The organism is Pedobacter hiemivivus (genome assembly GCF_004331685.1).
In the GTDB taxonomy this organism is placed as follows: domain Bacteria; phylum Bacteroidota; class Bacteroidia; order Sphingobacteriales; family Sphingobacteriaceae; genus Pedobacter; species Pedobacter hiemivivus.
On sequence record NZ_SJSM01000003.1, the window covers coordinates 262204 to 284704 of the forward strand.

Genomic DNA, 22501 nt, shown 5'->3' on the forward strand with positions numbered 1-22501 from the left:
AGCCCAGGTGTTGAATCTAACAAAATGCCTTGGTATAGCAAAGTAGCAAATTGGGCAACTCATCTTTTACCTTTTTAATAAAATATAATATGAAACAAAACTCGAAAACCTTGTTATTCATTCTAGGAATAGTAATCGTTTTTATATTAATTATGATCATTGTGGAAAAGGGCAATGATAAAATAAAAGCAGAAAATAATGCATCTATAGATGAAAATTTAAGCCGGATTCAATTAAAGGGAAAGGTTATTCATTTTTCTATTATAGATCGCTATGGGAAACAATATTATATGATTTGTATTAAGCTCGATTATTCGAATGTTAGTGATTTCTATTTGTTTAAACAGTCTCGTGGTTTAAAAATTAAAGATGGAATAGCAACAATGTCTGGTGGAATTTTTATGAAAGATAAAATAATAAATTATGTAGAGATTAATATGAATAATAGCGGGAAGGAGAAATTTCTTTATAAGAATGGAGATGCAGAAGAATTTGATCTTTCTTATGGTGCTGGAGGGATTGAAGAAGGTGATATGAATGTATGTAATTAGATGTTATAATAAAGGGTTCTGGGTTGCATTCAAATCTTTGGAACTGGGGATCAAGAGTGTTATATAGATTCGCCAGAATGTGGCTGTCCAATTGCTTAGATGAAAGGGATTCGGGGAAATTCAGTACATGATTAGGTACGTATTTTAGTTCAAGAGAGGGCTTATAGCCTATTTGAGGCTCAAAGGAGGTGAAGTGAATTAAATTTAATATTTTCTCTCCCTATCCAATTAAAATATTAAATTAGGTGAAAATTATCGCTGCTCATGATTAAACGGCTCCTAAAACAAAAGGTTAAAGCATATACGCTTACAGAAATACTGGTTGTATTGGTTATTATTGGTATTTTGGTTTTACTGGCACTCCCTAATTTATTGCCCTTAATTACTAAGGCAAAAAGTACAGAAGCTAAAGTTCAGTTAGAGCACCTTTCAACTTTGCAGCAAAGTTTCTTCTACGAGAAATCTAAGTATAGTTCCGATCTGACCGAGCTTGGTTTTATCCAGGAGAAGTTAACTACAGATGGAAAAGACGGCAGGGCTAATTACAAAATTGAAATAGTCAATTCCACAAACAATACTTTCCTTGCTCGTGCTACAGCGGTTACTGATTTCGATGGGGATGGAACTTTTAATGTCTGGGAGATCGATCAGGCAAAGAATCTGAAAGAAGTAGTAGCAGATTAATGGTCTTATTGCAAGTTGTAATGCTATTATGCCTGGCTTTTATCTGCTATCAGGATCTCGTTTACCGGGCGGTATACTGGCTGTGCTTTCCTGTATTAGCTGCAGTGATGTTTATGTCCAAATATAATCTGAAGGGCTTACAAGAAGCATTCATAAATGCTACGTATGGTATCTCCTTTCTAATGGTTCAGCTACTGATCCTTTGGAGTTATTTTTCTATTAAAAATAAGAAAGTAATAAATCTGACTAATGATTATCTGGGCTGGGGCGATGTTTTGTTTTTAGCAGCCATTCCTTTCTACCTATCGCCAGTAAATTACATTTTATTTTATGTGATAAGCTTGATTGCAGTACTGTTATATACTATTGTTGTCGCTTCGTTAAAAGGTAAAACCAACAACCCCCATATTCCTCTGGCAGGATTGCAGGCTGGATTGTTGGTTCTGGTCATGCTGGTTGATTTTGTCTCTCCAAAATTTATGTTATATGATGACAGCTGGCTATACTTTTGATCCCGCATTTATCCATGCAATTAGCAAGGAGCAGGCATGGCACTATCGGATTTTGCCAAAAGAAAGTAATTCTTCGGGACTGATACTCTTATGTGATGATGACACAGATGTAAGCCAATTAAGCGATGAGTTAGAAGTTGTGCTGGGTAAAAATATCAGTCTGGAACAGCAGCCTTTGGCCACCATCAGCATGTTGCTCAACAAGCATTACTTAAAAGAAAACGGGCAGCATCAGTTTCAGAAAATAGCATTGGCCATTGAGGGGGATGGTTTTTTGAACGACTTGATTCGTGAGGCCAGGGGCTTGAAAAGCAGTGATATTCATATAGAGATTTATGAGGAGAAATGTCGTGTAAGGATCCGCATAGATGGGATGATGGTGGAGCGTTATGTACTTAAAAAAACAGAGTATCCTGCTTTGATCAATAAGATCAAGATTATGGCGAATCTGGATATTGCCGAAAAGCGTTTGCCACAGGATGGTCGTATCAATTTTAAAGAAGGTGAAGAAGCTTTTGACATCCGGGTGTCTGTACTGCCTACTTTACATGGCGAGAAGGTCGTGCTGCGTTTATTGAACAACAACGCCGCAAATATTGACTTGAATCATGTTGGTTTCTCGGATTTTGATTTGGCCAATTACCTCCAAGGGGTAAAAAGACCTAATGGGATTATATTAATTAGTGGACCTACCGGATCGGGGAAAACGACGACCCTGTATGCTACGTTGAAATACCTGAACAAAGAAACCCGCAATATATTGACCATAGAAGATCCTATTGAATACACTTTACAAGGCATTAATCAGGTTCAGTTAAAGGAAAGCATTGGGCTTACTTTTGCTGCGGCATTGCGCACCTTTTTAAGGCAGGATCCGGATGTGATTATGGTGGGGGAGATTAGAGATCCTGAGACCGCGAATATGGCTATACGGGCAGCCTTAACTGGTCACCTGGTGCTTTCTACAGTGCACACCAACTCGGCTTGGGGAACGGTGTCGCGTTTAATGGATATGGGCATTCCACCGTTTTTAGTGGCAAATACCTTAAATACCTCTGTTGCGCAACGTCTGCTACGTTTGCTGTGCAGTAAGTGTAAGGTGCAGGAAGCTTTTGATGTGGTTGCTTATCCTAGACAGTTTAAGCCGTTTTCGGCGGTTACAGAACATTATGTAGCTAAGGGCTGTGAACATTGTTATTATACAGGATATAGCGGTCGTAAGGCAGTATATGAAGTGATCCCCTTGGATCAGGAATTAACACATGAAATAAAACAAGGCAACATGTACATTAACCCTTTGCTTGCCGAAAGGGGAATTAAAACTTTGGGTGAAAATGCTTTCGCTCTTTTTGCTTCGGGTGAGACCACCATAGAAGAAATTTATCCATTATTATTTACAAATTAATGAACGCTCAGACCATCAGTTATAAAGGATTAGTGCAAGGTATGATCTGTACATTGCTGTTGTTTTTTCAATTTAACGTAGCTATGGCACAAATGCCTACAACTACAGATCGGGTACGGATAGTGGAAGAACGATTGAAGAATCTGGCCATTACTGTTCCGGGATTAAACCAGAAGGTACAGTTGAATGTATCTAACGTTTCGGCACAGGAGTTTTTACGTGCCCTTGCACAGGCTAACAACCTAAATATTAATATTGATCCTAGCCTTAATTTTAAGGTCTACAATAATTTTACCAACGAAACGGCGCTGAATGTACTGGTGTTTCTAACTAAGGAATATGGTTTGGACATCAACCTGGTGGGATCGATTATGTCGGTCACCAAGGTGCAGGAAGTACGACCAGTTGTGCCTATGAAAGAAATTAATGTCCGCTATAACAAGGCCGACAACTCGCTGAGTGTAGAGTTAAATAGTGATACGCTATCAAAGGTGGCGCGTAAAATTACACAGCTTTCGCAAAAGAATGTGGTAGTGCCCAATGCTTTGCTTTCTAAAAAAGTGACTGCTTTTTTGTCCGATGCCCCTTTTGAAACGGCCTTAGAAAAAATTGCTTATGCCAACGACTTGAAGCTGGTTAAAACGAATGACAATGTGTATGTGTTTGAGGCTTTGGGCGATGGAGAAGAGCTTTACATCAACAGTGAAAAGAATACGGCAATCAGGAGAAATCCTAAACCTTTAAATTCGGCAGGTGGGACATCCAATAGTGGTTTTAGATTGTCGAACCGGATTCTTCAAGGGAAAAAGCTTTTGAGTATAGACGCTGTGAATGTGCCTATCATGGATGTGGTGAAGAATGGGGCACAGGAAATCAATGTCAGCTATTTTCTGTATTCGGATATTAAAGGGAGCATTACCTCTCGGGTAAACGATATCAGCTTTGATAATTTATTGGCTTCTATATTTCAGGGCACAGAATATACCTATCGGGTTGAGGATGGTGTTTACCTGATTGGCGACAGAAGGAATGAGGGCTTGCGCACACATAAATTATTGAAGCTTCAAAATCGATCTATTGATACGATTCAGAATATGATCCCTACGGAATGGCGCAAGGGGGTGGAGATCAAGGAATTTAGGGAGCAGAATACCATCCTTTTATCGGGTTCTGCGCCACAAATAGCAGAAATTGAAGCTTATGTGAAACAGTTGGATAAGCTGGTGCCAATGGTTTTAATAGAAGTGACGTTAATAGATGTTCGCAAAGGCAAGAGCATTAAGACGGGAATTACGGCTGGAGTATCAGACAGTATTAAAAGAGGAGGAACGGTGTTTCCTGGTTTAAATTATACTTTTGGTTCGGGTGCGATCAATGATCTGTTGGGCAGGTTAGGGCGGAACAATTCCATCAATATTGGGCGGGTGACTCCTAATTTTTATGTGACGCTGAGTGCATTGGAAAACAACAGCAATGTTGAAGTCAGGTCTGTTCCTAAGCTTTCGACTTTAAACGGGCATACGGCTAATCTAAGTATCGGTAGTAAAAGGTATTATAGCACGAAAACACAGAATGTAATTCCATCATTAACCACCCAGACTGTGGTAACAGAGCAGTTTACGCCAGTGGATGCAAATCTGGAAATTAGGATTAAGCCTTTAGTTTCGGGCGATAGTCAGGTGACTTTAAATATTAAGGTTGATATTTCTGACTTTATCGGTGATCCACCTGAAAATGCGCCGCCACCAACCTCAACAAGTAAGTTCGAATCGATCGTAAGAGCTAAAAATGAAGATATGATTATTTTGGGTGGCTTGGAACGTACGGAGAGTAGTGAGAGCGGTTCTGGGGTTCCGATATTATCGAGGATACCAATCTTGAAATGGTTGTTTAGCAGCAAAAGCAAATCGAACAGCAAAGTGGTGACGATCGTATTTATTAAGCCTACAATCATTTATTAGTATGGCTTCGCTGTTGGGTTTACATCATGGTTTTAACAGTTGCGCAGGGGCAGAAGTGCATTTGAAGCAGGATGGCAGCTATGATGTAAGGTTATTGAAGTTATCGCTTCGTAAAAAGCTGATCCAAATAGATGGGAAGAAGCGCTATTCGGGTACTTCGGCGAAGATTACCGATTTTGTATTGGATGAGCCGCTTGCGGTTACTTTGATGGGTAAGGGCGTGTTGATTAAAAAGACGGCAAGGCTAGAGGTGGCTTCTGCGCAAACGCTACAACATCTTTTTCCGACACTGAAACTGGATGAGTTTTATGTACAGCATTTTCCGGCAGGGGCGCACTCTTTTGTAGCCATTGTGAGAAGGGAAATAGCAGATGCGGTAATGGCGGTTTTTAAGAAGCAGGGTGCAGAGGTATTGATGTTAAGTTTGGGGCCTTTTGCCACTGATCAGGTGATCCCTCAGTTGAATTCGTATGGTGATACTTTGAAATTTGATGGGCACCAGGTGGTCCTGAATGAGGCTAAGGAATGGATTGATTATAGTTATGCCGCTGGAACTAATGCTGGTTTTCCGTTGAAGATAGATATAGAAACGATTCCTGAGGAATTTTTGCTGGCTTATGCTGCTGCTTTTCAGTTGATTTTACACGATCGTTTGGATGTGGTTGAAGTGGAGGCTGATGCTATCAAAGATAGATTGATAGGGCTTTCTGCTAAGTTGAAGTTTAAGCAATATGGCATGGCCATGGTATTTTTCTTTTTCATCCTGCTAATGCTTAATTTTTTTCTATTGACTGGGTATAATTCGAGCAATGAGGAATTGATGAGTAAGGCAGGGCGGCAGTCGTACATTTTTGAGAACCGGGCAAAGCTAGAACAGGATGTAAAGGAGAAAGAGGCTTTGGTAAAGAAGTTAGGTTGGAATAAGAGCTATAAGTATGCCTTTTTGTGTGATCAGATTGGTGCTTCTATGCCGAAGGATGTTACGCTGGATGAGTTGCATATTAACCCTTTAATTGGAAGTCGTATTGGTTTGATTAAGGAGGCTCCCCTTGAACTAGGGAGCATGAAGATAAAAGGGCAGACGGGTAGTGTATATGCCATTAATGGCTGGATTTACGAGTTGAAACAAAAGAATTGGGTGAAGGATGTGCAGCTGGAGAAATATACTGCTGATGACCAGCGCGAGACACAGATGTTTACTATACTTTTAAAATATTAGGCTATGTTGAGTAGGTTAGATCATATTCAGAAAAACAAGTTGTTGCTTCCTCTATTTGTGTTGGGGCTATTGTTGTGCTGGTTTCTAGCCTTTGATAAAACTTTTGAGGCGGTAAAGCTGAATCGTAAGTTGAAGGAGAAATCGGAAAAGGTTAATGACATTTCTTTTAATCCAGCTTATGTGCAACAGAAATTAGCTGCATTGAACTTGATACTGAAAAGCTATAAAGTAGATGAGCAATGGAACGATAAATTGTGGATGCAGTCGTCGGCCATTGCGGCGAAACAGAATGTTTCGGTTGATTTTACATTGGAGAGGCCACCTGTAGAGGTGGATAGCACTTCGGTGGGAAGGTCGCAGTCCTTGTATTTTTACGGTGGGTTTATACAGCTGGTTAAGTTAGTGGATACGCTGGAGCGTAGTACTGGGATAGGAAAGATTTCTGCGTTGCAGGTAAAGGCGCCAAAGACGGATGTGGTCGGGGATAGAGGGAAGAAATGCGTGCTGAGGCTGGATTTTAGGGGAAATTTAAAATAGAGCTCATGGAGGAAAAATTTTATTCTGAATTAGGTTTAATGATTAGGACAAATAGGCGTTCTAAAAATCTTTCACAGGAGTACATGGCTGCTAAATTGAAAATATCTCAAAACGCTTATAGTAAAATTGAAGCTGGAAAGTGTAGGTGTTCGGTTTACCGCTTGATAGCTATTCTTAATTTATTGGAAATTTCTCCCCAAGATATGTTAAGTAGGCCGTCACACTAATATTAGATTTCATTTATAGCTCTTTACTATACTTTATTCCATTTAGCTATGGTTTAAAACCTCCCGCTATGTGATATTAATTTGTTCTTCTATTAAAGAACTTTAGTTTTATTCTGTTTACTAACGCTTGATTTATGAGTAGATTCATTGTTTTTTTTGTATTGTTATTTGTTGGGCTGGAAGAGGCTATAGCCCAACGACTAATGGATATGAACAATATACCAGCAACTCCGCAAACTACAGCTCTATTTAAAAGTGTCGCCGCCCCGGTATCGTATTACACTGGACAGCCCGATGTTTCTATTCCTATATATACCATTTCGCAAGATGGAGTACAAGTGCCTATTAGTATTTCATTTAATACCAGTGGAATATTTGTAAACGAAGAGGCTACAAATGTTGGAATTGGGGTAAGGTTAAATTGGGGTGGTTCAATTGTTCGAAGTGCTAATGGAAGGCCGGATGAAAGAGGGTTTTTTAACGAGAGTTATAAAATTGGTGTTTTGAAACAGGATTTGGTGAAAGACTATGCCACCAATACGACTCCTATTCCAGTCGTTTGTTTTCCTTATTGTAATAATCCTAATAGTCTTTTAACTTTTGGTAATAGAGCGGAGGAATATCACTCTGTGAATACTTATAACGATCCATATAAAACTGGATTAGGGGGGAGGGCAACTGATTTAAGACCAGATGATTTTTATTACAATTTTCTGGGTAAGAGCGGTCTTTTTAAATTTAATCAACAAGAACGGAAATTTGTGACTTTTCCATTGGATGATATAAGAATAGATCAAACACTTATGGATAACAGGATTCAAAAATTTGTAATTACTAAAAGTGATGGTGTTAAAATTACATTAGGGGATGGAGCTACTGAGTCTACTAGAATGTTCGGTGATCATTTTGATCAGAGTTGGTTTGTTAAAAAAATCACAACAATTAAAAATAGTACTATCGACTTTTTGTATGTTGATAATGAGTATGGTGTGAAAGGTCTGTATAGTTCAGAATTAAGGGTTCCATATCTTAATGGGGGAGGGTATATTGGGACAGAAGAGGGGGGGCATATAGCTTATGAAAAACTAATAAATTCGATTAATTTCAAAGAAGGGAAATTAGATTTTGTGTATGTAAGGGATCGCTTAGATATAAATGCTACAGCAAATGATGTTAATAATCCTAATGCGGGATTGCCAGCACCCAGATTAAGCAAGATTATATTGTCTGATAATAGTAATAATCAAATACGGATTTGGCAGTTTTACCAAAGTTACTTTGTTGGAAATCGACCTTCAGTGGCTCGAGATCCTATTTTTGACGATCGTTTGAAGTTGGATTCTTTATATGTATTGGACAATGTATCAAACGGCGTTGAAAAGTATAGGTTTGAGTATCACTCAGATGGTAATATTCCCTCAAAAAGAACGAGCGGGAGAGATCATTGGGGCTATTACAATGGGGCAGATAATAATCAGTCTTTAATTCCTTCGTCGTTGATCCCATTAGAGAGCAATCTTACCGGCTTAAATACTTTTAGAGATATTAATTCTGCTACTAAAAAGGTTTTTACGATAAAAAAAATAAAATTCCCCACGGGGTTTGAGAGGGAGTATAATTTTGAGGATAATAAAGTAAGATGGTATGAATTGTTTTCACAGATGAAAGATCTTTCAAATGACGGCTATGATGTGGTTAAACAAGAATTGCTCGTGCGGGGGGAATCGCTTTCAGATTGTTTTCCTACCCCTGACGTAGTTAATTCGAACAACACAGAAAGAACTGTTTATGGGAATGAATTTACTGTGCAGGATTACAATGATGTATTTCTCGGAGATCCAAGCTTGTTTGTAGAAACTACTTTTATCAATCCTGCAATTACACATTCTCAGTTAAATTTATGGGCATATAGTATCGAAATTGGATTAGAGAAAAAATCAGGAGGAGTTTTTAGTCATTATCAAAGTTTGACTTCTGCCAACAGGGATGATTACAGCCGAGCCAAAGTAAAAGCGAAATTGCCTTTTTTACCTGATGGGGTGTACAGGATTTATGTAAAAATGATTACTCCTCCTTCATATGTGATGAGCACTTGGTACGATCAATACGGACATGTTGTAAATTACGGTCATAACACTATTGTTAGGTTATCCTATAGGAATAAAAACTTTAGTGATATACGCGTTGGGGGGCTGAGAATAAAAGAAATAATAGACCGAGAAAACCAAAGTGAGTATAAGACAACCTATGATTATACTGAAGCGGGTAATTTTTCTTCTGGTCATTTATTTAGTATTCCTCATTATAAAGAATACATAGTCTCGATTCAACCAAACTCTAATAGTCCGCAAGGCTGGAGTCCATATTATGGATATCGTATCTGTTCGGAATCAGTATTGCCGATAACAAAAACGCAAGGCAGTATTGTAGGATATACTAATGTTGTTAAAAGAATAATTGGAGGTTCTGATGAAATTAAGGAAGAATTTTCTTTCAGTTATAAGCCAAGTCTTCAGGCTGGATATTTGAAGGAATACTATAAAGAAACTGAACCAAAGCCTTGGCAAAGCGGTAAATTATTATCGAATAAAAAGTACAAAGGCAATGTTTTGTTGTCTGAAGATACATTCGACTACTATGGGTTAAATAACGAAATAGATAAGGGGAGTGTTGAAGAAATTAATACATCTCTTATTAAAGGAGCTGTATATGGTTATGCTGGTTTTAATGAAGATAAATGGGATATCGTAATTGACAGAAGGCATGATAATCCAGTTATTAGTTATGGCATAAACCTTTTAACGCCTCTATATAGTTTTGATAATGCTTCGACCGTTTATGATGAGGGGGGCAAAGCTAGTGGGTATCCCTATAAAATTGTATCACCTCCAGTAAAGATTCCTTATTTCAGAATATATTCTGGGTTTGATAAATTAAAAAGTAAAACAACTAATGATTATAACGGTTCAAATATCATTACACAAACTGAGAATTATTATTATGAATCACTTCCAGCCTATCAAGGATTAAGTCGGATAGAAAGGTCTAATTCTCTAAATGAGACACTTATTTCAAGATTTTATTACCCTCATGATTTACCAACTGAGCCATTGATGCCGGAATTGATTAGTTCAAATAGAATAGGGGCTCCAGTTAAAACAGAAAGATATAATGGGTTAAAAAAATTACATGAAGAGAAGTTTGTCTATGCTAAAGATGCCTCAACCTCCAATCTGGTGCTGCCTAAATCAGTTTATGCGGCTAATTTTCCAAATACCCATCCTAACATTACTGACCCACCAGTGGGACAATTAGAAAGACAGGTTACATATGATAAATTTGATGTAAAAGGTAATCTCGTAGAATATCACAAAGAAAATGAAATTTCTATTTGTTCGATTTGGAGTTATAATTATCAATATCCGGTAGTAGAAATAAAAAACTTGGATTATGCATCAATCGTAAATTTTTTGGGCGAATCAGCTCTAAACGCTTTTAGCCTGTCAATGCCTAATAAGGCTAGTATAGACAGTTTTATCAATCCTTTAAAGGTTGCGTTTCCAACTGCTCAAATTTCAACATATACTTTCACGCCTTTAGTGGGCATGACCAGTGCGACTGATGCCAAGGGTATGATTACTTATTACGAATATGATGGTTTTCAACGTTTAAAGCATATTAAAGATCAGCAAGGGAATATTGTTAAAAGCTACGAATACCATTATAAACCTTAAACGCGCGCTCTTATGAATAAGCTATTTAAACTTTTATCCATCATAATTTTTGTTTTTTCGACGTTATTCGGTGCAAAAGTCAGAGCCCAACAGTTTCAACATATTAGTTTAAACACATATAGTAACCAGACTGAAATTAAAGCCACAGGCAGTGTAACGCTCACAGATGGTTTTTACATCCCGGCAGGAAGCAATGTAAGGATTTTTACAGGAGCTAGCTTTCAGGAATGTGTTGACCTGATTGGCAGTGCGAGTACGACTCAGAATTACATCAGCACTAAAGTATTTAAAACAGCAGGTGTAAATGAAGGTAATATCAATCAAACCCGAAGCGTTTGTGCTGTCAATCAAACCATTCAATACATTGATGGATTGGGCCGCCCGCTGCAAACTGTTACCGTACAAGGTAGTCCTTCTTTTAAAGATTTGGTACAGCCTGTAGTTTACGATGCTTTTGGTCGTGAACAATACAAATACCTGCCTTATACCACCAATGCGGGAGGTTACGGTAGCTTTAGGCCCTCCTCAGTAAGCGAACAGGTCGCCTTTTATAACGCTCCACCTGCAGGCGTAGCAAGTATCACCAATACGGCTTTTGCCGAAACCCGCTTCGAGGCCTCGCCCTTAAACCGGGTGTTGGAGCAAGGTGCCCCTGGGGTTAACTGGCAGTTGACTGCTGGTCATACCCAAAAGATAGAATATGGATCAAATAACAGTTCGACGGCTTATAGCAGCACCGGTTTTGCGGTACGGTTATATACGGCTGCTGCAGTGACTACAGTTGATCATGAGCATGAAAGAGTCCTTTCGGGTACTGGATTTTATAATCCGAATGAGCTTTACCTCAGCATCAGTAAAGATGAGAATTGGAAAACAGCAAATGTTAAAGCTGGTACTGTAGAAGAATACAAAGATAAAGAAGGCCGTGTCGTTTTGAAAAGAACTTTCGACCAAACGGGAGCCTTGAGCACCTATTATGTTTATGATGATCTGGGTAACTTAAGTTTCGTTTTGCCTCCTGGTGCGAATCCGGATGCGGAGGTGGTACCTAATCAAACTGCACTCAATGATTATTGTTATCAGTATCGTTATGATGGGCGCAATAGGCTGATCGAAAAAAGGATCCCAGGTAAAGATTGGGAGGAGTTGGTATATAATAAGCTGGATCAGGTAGTGCTGAGTCGGGATGGAGTCCAGAAGCTGGGCAATCTATGGTTGTTTACCAAGTATGATGCGTTGGGGAGGGGAGTGATCACGGGTCTTTATGCCGATGGTAATTCAAGAGCACACCTGCAAGGTATAGTGAATGGCCAGAGTTCTTTTTGGGAAAGTAGAAGTGGCAGCGAAATTGGTTATACCACAGATGCCTTTCCACAAACTATTACCAATTACCACATTGTCAATTATTACGATGACTATGCTTTTCCGGGCAATACCTTTGGTGCTCCCAATACAGGCTTAGGGCAGGTTACTGCCGAAAGAACTAAAGGCCTGCTGACCGGTAGTTACGTTTACATTCCGGGTACCACAACAAGATCCCTAAGCGTAAGCTATTATGATGCAGAAGGAAGGATGATCCAAAGTAAAAGCGAGAACCATTTAGGTGGCAGCGATGTGGTTGATCACAACTATAATTTTGCCGGGGAGCTGATGGCCAGCACTCGTACACATATTGGGAACGGAGCAACTACTACGATTGCTACCCGTTATGAATACGATCATATGGGCAGGAAATTAGCTACTATGGAATCCATCAATGGTGCAGATGAGGTTGTGCTGAGCAAACTGACATATAACGAGGTAGGCCAGTTGCTGAGAAAGGATTTGCATAGTATAGACAATGGGACTAGCTTTTTACAGCATACTGATTATGCTTATAACGAGCGGGGCTGGTTAAACAAAAGTAGGTCAAATGAGTTCAGCGTTAAGTTGAAATATGATCTTGGTACCACTCCTCAATACAATGGTAATATTGCCAATCAGGAATGGGGAGCTTCGGATAGTTATCCAAATACTTTTACCTATAGTTATGATCCTTTAAATCGGTTGTTGAATGGTACCAGTACAGGAACAATATCGCGTAGTGAAGTTTTAACTTATGATGCCATGGGCAATATTGCTACGATGAGCAGGGATGGTGGGGCGACTGCAACCTATGATTATCATGGTAACCGTTTAAAGCAAATTCTGAATGGTCCATTGGCTACCGGGTTGTATGGATATAATGAAAATGGGAGTGCGACTACTGATGGGAGATTGGGTGTTAGTTTAAGCTATAATCTGCTAAGCCTTCCGGTAAGTGCGACGGGAACAGGGGTAAATCTGGCTTATACTTATGACGCAATTGGTCGGAAGCTTAAAAAGGTGAGTAATGGGGTTAATCGTGATTACATCAATGGAATAGAGTACAATGGGAGTGTGATTGATATCATTCATACTGAAGAAGGGGTGGCTAGGAACAGTGGCGGGGTGTACAGTTATGAATATAACCTGAGGGATCATTTGGGCAATGTTCGTTATACTTTCCATGAGAATCCTGTCACACATTTGTTGGAGGGATTGCAGAGTGACGATTATTATGCATTTGGGAAAAGATTTGGTGATGGTGGAGTTAATAAATATCTTTATAACGGCAAGGAGTTGCAGGAAGAGCTGGGACAGCTTGATTATGGGGCAAGATTCTATGATCCGGTGATAGGCCGCTGGAATACTATAGATCCCTTGGCTGAGTTGGGAAGAAGATACTCTCCATATAACTACGCTTTAAATAATCCCATACGAAATATTGATCCTGATGGAATGTGGACTACTGATTCCCATGGGAATCAGTTTTCTGAATCAGCAGAAGATGCTCAGGATATGTTCAGAGAGTTGGTAGGAGGGTTTGGTGGTCCAGGAGATAAGAATAAGAAAAGTAAGGAGGAGAAAAAGAGCAAGGAAAAGACAAAGGAAGGTGATCACCACCCTGTTCCTGCAGAATTTAAAAAGGGACTTCCGGGATTCCCCGGCTCTAAAATGCTACCTAGGCAAGGGGGAGCAAGGACTGCATGGGATTTAGGTAAAACTTATGCAGGTGGTAAAAAGGAAGGCGGTAAGAAAGCGGATGAAGAGAATAGGAAAAATAAAATATCTAATGGTTCTTGGGGGGAATGGGACTCTCAACATGGCGAAATTGAAATCTATAATTCTCAAGGAGAACATCAAGGAGCTAGAGATCCCGAGACAGGAGATGAGATTGAAAACAGTCAGGTTAAAGGTCGAAGGCCTTCTTATAATAGATTTAGTACAGAAGAGCCGGATGCCGGAAGTACTATAATTCAAAAAGGATTTGAATTTCCAAAGGTTACTTACCCAGCTACAGGTGCGGCTGCTAGAAATGGGGCTATGGCAACAACATTAATGGTTATAGTATTAATTCTTGCTTTTTCAGGGAACTAGTTATTAATTTGAATTTTATGAAAGTGAAAAAGAAATATTATTATAAGGTTGATTTAGAGGTTGTTCTAAAAGGAACTGATTTTGTTTTTGGATTTATTAATATATCACACATAACTTATCAGAAACTCGAAGAGCTTTTTAAGGATCAAGTCACCGATGAAAGATTTTTGTTTGATGATTCTATAGGTTATTTAATAAATAAAGAGCTATATAAAAAGCATAAAGACTATTTAGATAAGGAAGTTCCTTTTACTTTTGACTTTGATTTATTTGAATATAGTGTTGGATTGAGTAGCGTTGAAGAGTATAAATATCAAAAGGATTATTATGAAGAATTACCACCCTTATTTGATTAGATTTTATAAAGTCACATTGGTGGAGTTATAGCCACCCTAAAAATATAATCTCAGAGCCTGGTTGTAAACTGGGCTCTGTTGTTTATTGATTGTATTCTTTTCTGGTATTGGAATCCCGGATAAAAGCGCCAATGATGGCAATCAGGTGAGACTTGTCATCATCAAAGAGTCCTTCTATCTGTTGCATCGGCTTAAACATTCTTTTATCAAAGGAAGCGTTGGTGCTTTCTCCTCCCAGATCACAACCTCTGTAAGTGGGAAAACTCATATTATATCTAAGGCTGATAATGCTCTCGCAGATGCAATAGGCTTGGGTACTTATGGGTTGGATCTTGCAGGAGCAGCAGTTCTGTTGTTAGGCGAAAGTCAGACTGATTCTATTTTAGCTCAAACAGACGGAAGTCAAATAACTGGAAGTATGGGCGCTTCTTTTCAGGCAGCTAAATCTGTTATTGCTTTAGGTGTAGCTATATCAACAAAGGCGGAGCCTAGATCATCTGTGTTGCCTTGGTATGGATATAGCCATTTTGTTATCTATTTGAAGAATGGTAAAATTTTTGCGGCAACCAGTTTGTTGATTACCTATTTAGACCTGCCAATGGAAGAGGAGAAATAGTGATAAAAAAACATTTATGGGTTGGCTAAGATTAGATAAAAACAAAGCCAAGCACTTGGTCTGCCTATTGTGTAAAGTAAAAGTCGCTGTAATGCAATAATATTGCGCTTAAAGAATTCTTAGATTTCTTTTTGGGGAGCATGGTATTAAGGAACTTAAAGATTATATGGCGATCTTTAAGTTCAGCTAATTAATCCGGTTCAACACCATAATCGTACAAAGACTAGCAATTGATATCAATATCCATAAGACAGTGCCCTGAACAAGCGGACTAATACCAACACTTTTAAAGGTTTTAAACGATAAGCCGGAACCGATGAGGAATAAGGTTAAGCTTAGCCCAGCTTTGGCAAAGTCAACTAAATACGGCCCCGCTTTGGCAACAACTGGTATGTAAGTATTTGCGAGGGTGGCCAGAATAAATAATCCAATAAAATAAGGAACCTGCATTTTAGTTCTGTCAGTTTTAAAGAAATAAGTAGCTGCAAGGGATACTGGGATGATCCATAATGCTCTCGCCAGTTTTACTGTAGTCGCTATTTGAAGCGCCTGTTCGCCATATTTACTTGCTGCACCTACAACTGAACTGGTATCGTGGATAGCAATAGCACACCACAGGCCAAATTGAGTTTGTGAAAGGTGAAACAAGTGGCCAATCACCGGAAAAAGGAATAGGGCTATGGAGTTGAGAATAAATACCGTTCCTAGCGCAACAGAAATCTGTTTTGGATTGGCTTTCATGACTGGGGAAAGGGCTGCGATGGCACTTCCACCGCAGATTGCAGTTCCGGCGGAGATTAAAGAAGAAGTTTTAAAGTCTATTTTTAGCAATCTTCCGATGAGGTAGCCAATGGTTAATACGCCAAAGATGGAGGCAACGGTAAATAATATACCTTCTTTACCTGCTTCGATAGTGCTAAAGATGTTCATTCCAAAGCCCAGACCTATAACCGAAATCTTTAATAAAATATGTGTTGCTTTTTGACTTGCAGCAGCATAGGGGTGCTCCATTACTTGCGCCAGGACCAGTCCCATTAATAGAGCAATAGCTGGGGAGATAAATGGGAGCAAGGAAAGTACTGCTGCGGTTATAAAGATGATTTTCTGACTGAGATGTTTTATAGGGTATTCCATTCGTATTGCAGATTTAATACCGCAAAAATACCTTGGTCAGCTGGGGTATTGTTATTCCGAATGTTTATCCGACATTACTTCAAGTTATAATGCAGCCTTGCAAACCGCATCATTTTCTCTGCAATGGGGTCTGATTTGCCCTTAAGATGAATGAAATAGAAGTTCCGGGTTATACTGATGTCTTTTATCTCTATGATACGTAACTCTCCACTTAATAGCTCTCTGCTAATCGCATGGATAGATAAAAAGGCTACTGCTGTAGAGTGTAATAGGTAGGCTTTGATACTTTCGGTGTTGCCTAGCTGGATTTCGACCGGTAGGTCGGATAAATTTAGGCCCTGAGTTTTTAATGCATGATCAATCACCTGACGTGTTCCAGATCCTTGTTCACGCACAATAAAGTTGTACGAAGGAAGTGCTGAAGCCTCAATCTCGGTAGTTTTTGCAAGGGGGTGGTCTTTATGACAAACCAATACGATCTCATCTTTGATGAAGTCGGAATAGCTAATCTCCTGATTTTTCGACTGCCCTTCTACAATTCCAAGTTCAATCTCTTTGTCGATTAATGCTTTTTCTATTTGTTCTGTATTGCCGGTAATCAGCTTTAATTCAATCTCGGCAAATTTCTTTTTAAAGCCAGCTAGAATTGGGGCAATGATATATTGGGATATGGTTGTACTCGCGCCGAGGTGCAACAATCCCTTGTCTTTTTGTTGTAGGGCATTCATGTCGAAATCTATAGCCCTATAAATGGCAAAAACGGTTTCTGCATGTTTTAACAATAGGTTTCCTGCCGGGGTAAGCTTGATGGTATTTCCATTACGGTCAAATAATTTGCTGTCATATTCCTGTTCTAGCTCATGGATATGCTTCGTAACGGCAGGCTGACTAATGAATAATTCTTCGGCAGCTTTGGTGAAGCTAAGTCTTTTGGCAACAGTATGAAAAACAGCTAAACGGAAATCGGACATGTGGTTTTTCTAGCAAATATGCGAAATTACTAAATCACCACAATTTAAACTCAAGAGAAATTTTAGCGAATGTGTAATTTCCTAAAGGGTTCTGCGACTTATTGTGCAAATTGAAAAATGATGGAAAAGGTATTCGTCGAAATGATAAACACACATCGCGGAATCATATTCAAGGTATGTAACCTCTATGGCGCAAATCAGGAAGATAAGAACGACCTGTTCCAAGAGATTGTGTTACAGCTTTGGAAAGCATTTCCATCCTTCAGATCGGAGTCGAAGCAAAGTACCTGGATGTACCGGGTTGCTTTGAATACTGCAATCACCATTTTTAGAAAAGAAAGTAAAAGGCCTGAGCGGATGTCATTGTCAGGCGAAGAGTTTCAGATTCCGGATATGAGTACCTTTTCTGATAATGATGAGCAGATATCGATGTTAAATCGTGCTATTTTATGCCTGACAGAGATAGAAAGGGCAATCATTCTGCTATACCTGGAAGAGAAAAATTACGAAGAAATTAGTGAGATCATTGGGATCAGCAAGAGTAATGTCGGGGTGCGGATCAATAGGATTAAAATAAAGCTGGAAAAAATAATTAAATCAGATCGTTATGAACTTAGATGAGTTGAAAACAGCATGGCTGGAGTATGACAGTAGATTACAGGCTACAGAAGAAATTAACCAGAAGGTGATTGCAAGTATGATTAGGGAAAGGTCTGTGTCAAGAATAGCCGGGATTAGCAGGCGGTATACCGGGATGATATGTCTTTTTTTGTTTTACACCGTATGCCTTGCATTTTGTTTTTTCGGGAATCCATTTGATTATACCTCAAGGGCACAGTACCTGCCACTTGCAGCTTTAACACTAAGTTGTATCGGGATGGCGATATTTTTGTTCAGAGCACGCCTGTCGCTTAATGAAGTAAGTCTGGACAGGCAAAACCTACAGGAAGCGTTGTTGCAGATCATTGCCGTTTATGTAAAATACAGAGGGTTTCTTAAATATACGGTCATGGTTACGTTCTTTTCGTCTATACTGCTATCTTTTTCGCGTATTATAACCGATATACCTAAGTATGGAGTATGGCCTGCAGTTTTTTCTGTACTGGTTTTCTGTGCCTTGATCGTTTTTTCATTTTATTACGCTGGGAAAAAGCCGAATTGGCCTAATTTGGGAGAAGAAGAAAAAGGCTTCAGAGCAGATCTTGAGGAATTGAGAGAACTAAATCCTCAATAAATGATTGGATTTAGAGGGCTGGTAATGTAATTTGTGAGTCCTGAATTTCATTATTTAAAAGATTAAAATTAGATTTGGGGGCTGGAGCATTGCATATTAACTAATTTTTTGCCGCCAACATGAAACATATTGTTACTCTTTCGTTAGTCTTTTTTAGTCTGACCAACCTTGCAAAGGCTGATCGGGTTGAAGGATTGCGCCTGGTAACGAAGTTTTGTAACAGTCAGCAGATAGACAAAGATGCAGCATCTGTCAGGTTGAATTTGCCTGATGACCAGAGACATCCTTTCTTTTTGTCTGCCAGTGAATTGACCTCAATAGGTTTGTTACCTGAGAAAAAGATTGAAAAACAAAGGATCAATAATTATGTTATAGTCGATCTGACGATAAAAGAGCAGACTAAAAATAACAGTCCCTAACCCACTCCCTCTTAAATAAAATACGGGCTAACCGCCCCAAGTATAGTGTATGCTGTACTTTTCGTACCCTGCAACTGACATTGTGGCTCATTTGGCTACATGGCTTGGTTGTTGTAATTTGATCATTTTAAAAGAAATATAAACACAAAACATAATATGTTAGGATTTTTAACCAAGATTTTTGGAAGCAAATCAGAAAGAGATATAAAGGCATTACAGCCGATTGTCGTAAAAATAAACGAAGAATATGCAAAGCTGTCGTCATTAAGTAATGATGAGCTGCGTAATAAAACAGTATACTTTAAGGATGTTATTGCTAAAACATTAGCGGGAATTGATGGTAAAATTGCGGGTTTAAAAGCCGATGGTGAAAGTCAGACATTGTCATTAGCTGAAAAAACAGCTTTGTACGATCAGATCGATGCTTTGATTAAAGACCGTGATAAAGAACTAGAGGTGGTTTTGCAGGAGATCTTGCCAGAAGCCTTTGCTGTAGTTAAAGAAACTTCGAGACGTCTGTCTGAAAATGAAACATTAGAGGTTACGGCTACACAGTTTGACCGTGATTATGCTGCGCGTAAGAAAAATGTAGTAATTCAAGGTGATAAAGCACTTTGGTCAAACCGTTGGGAAGCTGCCGGTGTGGAGGTGATTTGGAATATGGTACATTATGATGTACAGTTGATCGGTGGTATGGTGTTGCATAGTGGTAAAATTGCCGAGATGGCTACTGGTGAGGGTAAAACCTTAGTAAGTACATTGCCTGCATACCTAAATGCATTAGCTGGACAAGGTGTACACATCGTAACGGTGAATGATTACCTTGCTCGTCGTGACTCGGAGTGGAATGGTCCTTTATTTGAGTTCCATGGTATCTCGGTAGATTGTATTGATAAGCATGAGCCAAACTCACAAGAGCGTAGAAATGCTTATCTGGCTGACATTACTTATGGTACCAATAACGAATTTGGTTTTGATTATCTGCGTGACAACATGTCGCAGACTCCAGACCAACTGGTACAACGTAAGTTGCATTTTGCCATGGTGGATGAGGTCGATTCAGTATTGATTGATGATGCCCGTACACCTTTGATCATTTCTGGACCAGTTCCTTTTGGTGATCAACATGAGTTTCATGAGTTGAAACCAAGGATTGAACGTCTGGTAAATGCTCAGAAAGAATATGTAACCAGAGCTTTGAATGAAGCTAAGAAATTAATTAATGATGGTAAAGCCGGAACCGAAGAAGGTGAAGGTGGTTTAGCACTTTTACGTGCACACCGTGGTTTGCCTAAAAATAAAGCCTTGATTAAGTTTTTGAGTGAGGGTAGTGTAAAACAAACCTTATTGAAAACCGAGAATCATTATATGGCTGATCAGTCTAAGAATATGCCTAAGGTAGATTCGGAGCTGTTCTTCTATATTGATGAGAAAAATAATCAGGTTGAATTGACTGAAAAAGGTATTGAGCTGATCACCAAATCTGGTGAGGATGCACATTTCTTTGTATTGCCTGATGTAGGTACTGAGATTGCTGAGATCGAGAAATCATCATTAAGCAGCGAAGAGAAAATTGCAAAGAAAGATGCTTTGATGCGCGATTATTCAATCAAAGCGGAACGTATTCACTCTGTAAACCAGTTATTGAAAGCTTATACTTTGTTTGAGATTGATGGAGAATACATCATTGACGAAGGAAAGATCAAGATTGTTGATGAGCAGACTGGCCGTATTATGGATGGTCGTCGTTATTCTGATGGTTTACACCAGGCAATTGAGGCTAAAGAGAATGTGAAAGTAGAAGATGCTTCGCAAACTTATGCTACCGTTACTTTACAGAACTTCTTTAGAATGTACCACAAGCTTTGCGGTATGACGGGTACTGCAACTACGGAAGCAGGTGAGTTCTGGTCCATCTATAAATTAGATGTAGTAGAGATTCCTACGAACAGAGTAATTTCAAGAAAAGACCATCAAGATTACGTGTACCGTACAGTACGCGAAAAATACAATGCAGTGGCAGAAGAAATTGTAAAACTAACGCAAGCAGGCCGCCCGGTATTGGTGGGTACGACTTCGGTAGAGATTTCGGAATTACTAAGTAGAATGTTAAAACTTCGTGGAATTAAGCACAATGTGTTGAACGCGAAAATGCACCAGAAAGAGGCTGATATTGTTGCTGAAGCTGGTCAGGCAGGTCAGGTTACGATTGCAACCAACATGGCTGGTCGTGGTACGGATATTAAATTAGGCCCAGGCGTTAAAGATGCTGGTGGTTTAGCGATTGTAGGTACTGAGCGTCATGAGTCTCGTCGTGTAGACAGACAGTTGCGTGGTCGTGCTGGTCGTCAGGGTGATCCAGGTTCATCTCAATTCTTCGTATCTCTTGAAGATAACTTAATGCGATTATTCGGATCTGAAAGGATCTCTAGCATCATGGTGAAGATGGGTATTGAGGACGGTGAGGTGATTCAGCATTCGATGATTACCAAATCTATTGAACGTGCACAGAAGAAAGTTGAAGAGAACAACTTTGGTATTCGTAAGCGTTTGTTAGAGTATGATGATGTAATGAACTCACAACGTACGGTGATCTATTCGAAACGTAGAAATGCCTTGTTTGGCGATCGTTTGGACGTAGATATGAGCAATATGACATTTGATGTTGCTGAAGATATCGTTACTGAATATAAAGAAGAAGGCAATTACGAAGGGTTTAAACTGGAAGTAATTAAAAACTTCTCTGCTGATACAGCTATTGATGAAGGAGAATTCACCTCTAAAGGTATTCATCATTTAACGGATAGATTGTTTGAAGAGGTTACGGCTTTCTATGCAAGGAAATCAGATGCAATTATCAGTCAGGCGATGCCGGTATTGAACCAGGTATTTGCTGAACGTGGTGAGCAGATTGAACAAATCGTTGTTCCATTTACAGATGGACTACGTAGCATCCAAGTGCCTGTTAGCCTTAAAAAGGCGATAGACAATGGTGGTCGTGAGATTACCAAGTCGTTTGAAAAAACGATTGTGTTGGCCTTGATCGACGAATCATGGAAAGAGCATTTACGTGAGATGGATGAGTTGAAGCAGTCGGTACAAAATGCAGTTTACGAGCAGAAAGATCCATTGATCATTTATAAAATGGAAGCCTTTAACTTGTTCAAAAACATGCTGAATGCGGTGAACAAAGAGGTAGTAAGCTTCTTATACAAAGGCGGAATTCCTGTACAGGCAGACCCTAATGATATCAGAGAAGCACAGGCGCCAAGACCTGCACCAAGCAAATTGAAAATGTCTAAGCCTGAGTTTGGACAGTCAAGTAGCACTGCTGATGTCATGGATGATACCCGTGAACTAGCCCCTCAACAACCAATACGTAAAGAAGTTACTGTAGGTAGAAACGACCTTTGCCCTTGTGGTAGCGGTAAGAAATACAAAAACTGCCACGGTGCAGGATTGTAATTTGTATTAAACATATAGAATGCCGAGTTTTGTAAAGA

At 39.3% G+C, this 22501-nt stretch carries 18 protein-coding genes; 16 read left to right on the forward strand and 2 right to left on the reverse strand.

Annotated features, from left to right (window positions below; all coding sequences use genetic code 11):
* Window positions 1-89 precede the first annotated feature (89 nt).
* From EZ444_RS07280 to EZ444_RS07335, 12 genes are all read left to right on the forward strand, one after another.
* Window positions 90-551: a hypothetical protein gene (locus EZ444_RS07280; RefSeq protein WP_131608070.1), complete on the forward strand. Its 462-nt coding sequence runs from the start codon at window positions 90-92 to the stop codon at window positions 549-551.
* 264 nt (window positions 552-815) lie between these two features.
* Window positions 816-1235 (forward strand): type IV pilin protein, encoded by a 420-nt coding sequence (locus EZ444_RS07285; protein WP_131608071.1) that lies wholly within the window; start codon window positions 816-818, stop codon window positions 1233-1235.
* Between the two features lie 20 nt (window positions 1236-1255).
* Window positions 1256-1747 carry a prepilin peptidase gene (locus EZ444_RS07290; RefSeq protein WP_165503549.1) on the forward strand — a complete coding sequence of 164 codons (492 nt, stop codon included), beginning with the start codon at window positions 1256-1258 and terminating at the stop codon, window positions 1745-1747.
* Complete coding sequence (locus EZ444_RS07295) at window positions 1722-3152, forward strand: GspE/PulE family protein (protein ID WP_131608073.1); 1431 nt, start codon at window positions 1722-1724, stop codon at window positions 3150-3152. The genes EZ444_RS07290 and EZ444_RS07295 overlap by 26 nt, the downstream gene beginning before the upstream one ends.
* Entirely contained in the window at window positions 3152-5113 is a 1962-nt protein-coding gene (locus EZ444_RS07300) for a type II secretion system protein GspD (protein WP_225874660.1), read from the forward strand. Before EZ444_RS07295 ends, EZ444_RS07300 begins: the two co-directional genes overlap by 1 nt.
* 1 nt (window position 5114) lies before the next feature.
* Window positions 5115-6332, forward strand: coding sequence for a PilN domain-containing protein (locus tag EZ444_RS07305; RefSeq protein ID WP_131608074.1), 1218 nt, complete (start codon window positions 5115-5117; stop codon window positions 6330-6332).
* A 3-nt stretch (window positions 6333-6335) separates the two neighbouring features.
* Window positions 6336-6869: a hypothetical protein gene (locus EZ444_RS07310; RefSeq protein ID WP_131608075.1), complete on the forward strand. Its 534-nt coding sequence runs from the start codon at window positions 6336-6338 to the stop codon at window positions 6867-6869.
* A gap of 38 nt (window positions 6870-6907) precedes the next feature.
* Entirely contained in the window at window positions 6908-7096 is a 189-nt protein-coding gene (locus EZ444_RS27795) for a helix-turn-helix domain-containing protein (protein WP_225874673.1), read from the forward strand.
* 203 nt (window positions 7097-7299) lie between these two features.
* Window positions 7300-10830 carry a hypothetical protein gene (locus tag EZ444_RS07320; RefSeq protein ID WP_205945224.1) on the forward strand — a complete coding sequence of 1177 codons (3531 nt, stop codon included), beginning with the start codon at window positions 7300-7302 and terminating at the stop codon, window positions 10828-10830.
* A gap of 12 nt (window positions 10831-10842) precedes the next feature.
* Window positions 10843-14268 carry a DUF6443 domain-containing protein gene (locus tag EZ444_RS07325; protein WP_165503550.1) on the forward strand — a complete coding sequence of 1142 codons (3426 nt, stop codon included), beginning with the start codon at window positions 10843-10845 and terminating at the stop codon, window positions 14266-14268.
* Window positions 14269-14285: 17 nt separating this feature from the next.
* Window positions 14286-14624: a hypothetical protein gene (locus tag EZ444_RS07330; RefSeq protein ID WP_131608078.1), complete on the forward strand. Its 339-nt coding sequence runs from the start codon at window positions 14286-14288 to the stop codon at window positions 14622-14624.
* Window positions 14625-14709: 85 nt separating this feature from the next.
* On the forward strand, window positions 14710-15240 hold the full coding sequence (locus EZ444_RS07335; protein WP_131608079.1) for a hypothetical protein: 531 nt from the start codon (window positions 14710-14712) through the stop codon (window positions 15238-15240).
* A 186-nt stretch (window positions 15241-15426) separates the two neighbouring features.
* On the opposite strand, the gene EZ444_RS07340 is transcribed toward EZ444_RS07335, so the two are convergent.
* Window positions 15427-16374: a YeiH family protein gene (locus EZ444_RS07340; RefSeq protein ID WP_131608080.1), complete on the reverse strand. Its 948-nt coding sequence runs from the start codon at window positions 16372-16374 to the stop codon at window positions 15427-15429.
* A gap of 74 nt (window positions 16375-16448) precedes the next feature.
* The gene (locus EZ444_RS07345; RefSeq protein WP_131608081.1) at window positions 16449-17345 is read right to left on the reverse strand and encodes a LysR family transcriptional regulator; all 897 of its coding nucleotides are present in this window, start codon (window positions 17343-17345) and stop codon (window positions 16449-16451) included.
* A 117-nt stretch (window positions 17346-17462) separates the two neighbouring features.
* On the opposite strand from EZ444_RS07345, the gene EZ444_RS07350 reads away from it, so the two are divergent.
* The 4 genes from EZ444_RS07350 to secA all read left to right on the forward strand — a co-directional run bounded on the left by EZ444_RS07350 (window position 17463) and on the right by secA (window position 22463).
* On the forward strand, window positions 17463-17966 hold the full coding sequence (locus EZ444_RS07350; RefSeq protein WP_205945225.1) for an RNA polymerase sigma factor: 504 nt from the start codon (window positions 17463-17465) through the stop codon (window positions 17964-17966).
* Window positions 17953-18579 (forward strand): hypothetical protein, encoded by a 627-nt coding sequence (locus EZ444_RS07355; RefSeq protein ID WP_131608082.1) that lies wholly within the window; start codon window positions 17953-17955, stop codon window positions 18577-18579. Before EZ444_RS07350 ends, EZ444_RS07355 begins: the two co-directional genes overlap by 14 nt.
* 119 nt (window positions 18580-18698) lie before the next feature.
* Window positions 18699-18998, forward strand: a complete 300-nt coding sequence (locus tag EZ444_RS07360) for a hypothetical protein (protein ID WP_131608083.1) — start codon at window positions 18699-18701, stop codon at window positions 18996-18998.
* A gap of 156 nt (window positions 18999-19154) precedes the next feature.
* On the forward strand, window positions 19155-22463 hold the full coding sequence (secA, locus tag EZ444_RS07365; protein WP_131608084.1) for a preprotein translocase subunit SecA: 3309 nt from the start codon (window positions 19155-19157) through the stop codon (window positions 22461-22463).
* The last annotated feature ends 38 nt before the right edge of the window (window positions 22464-22501 follow it).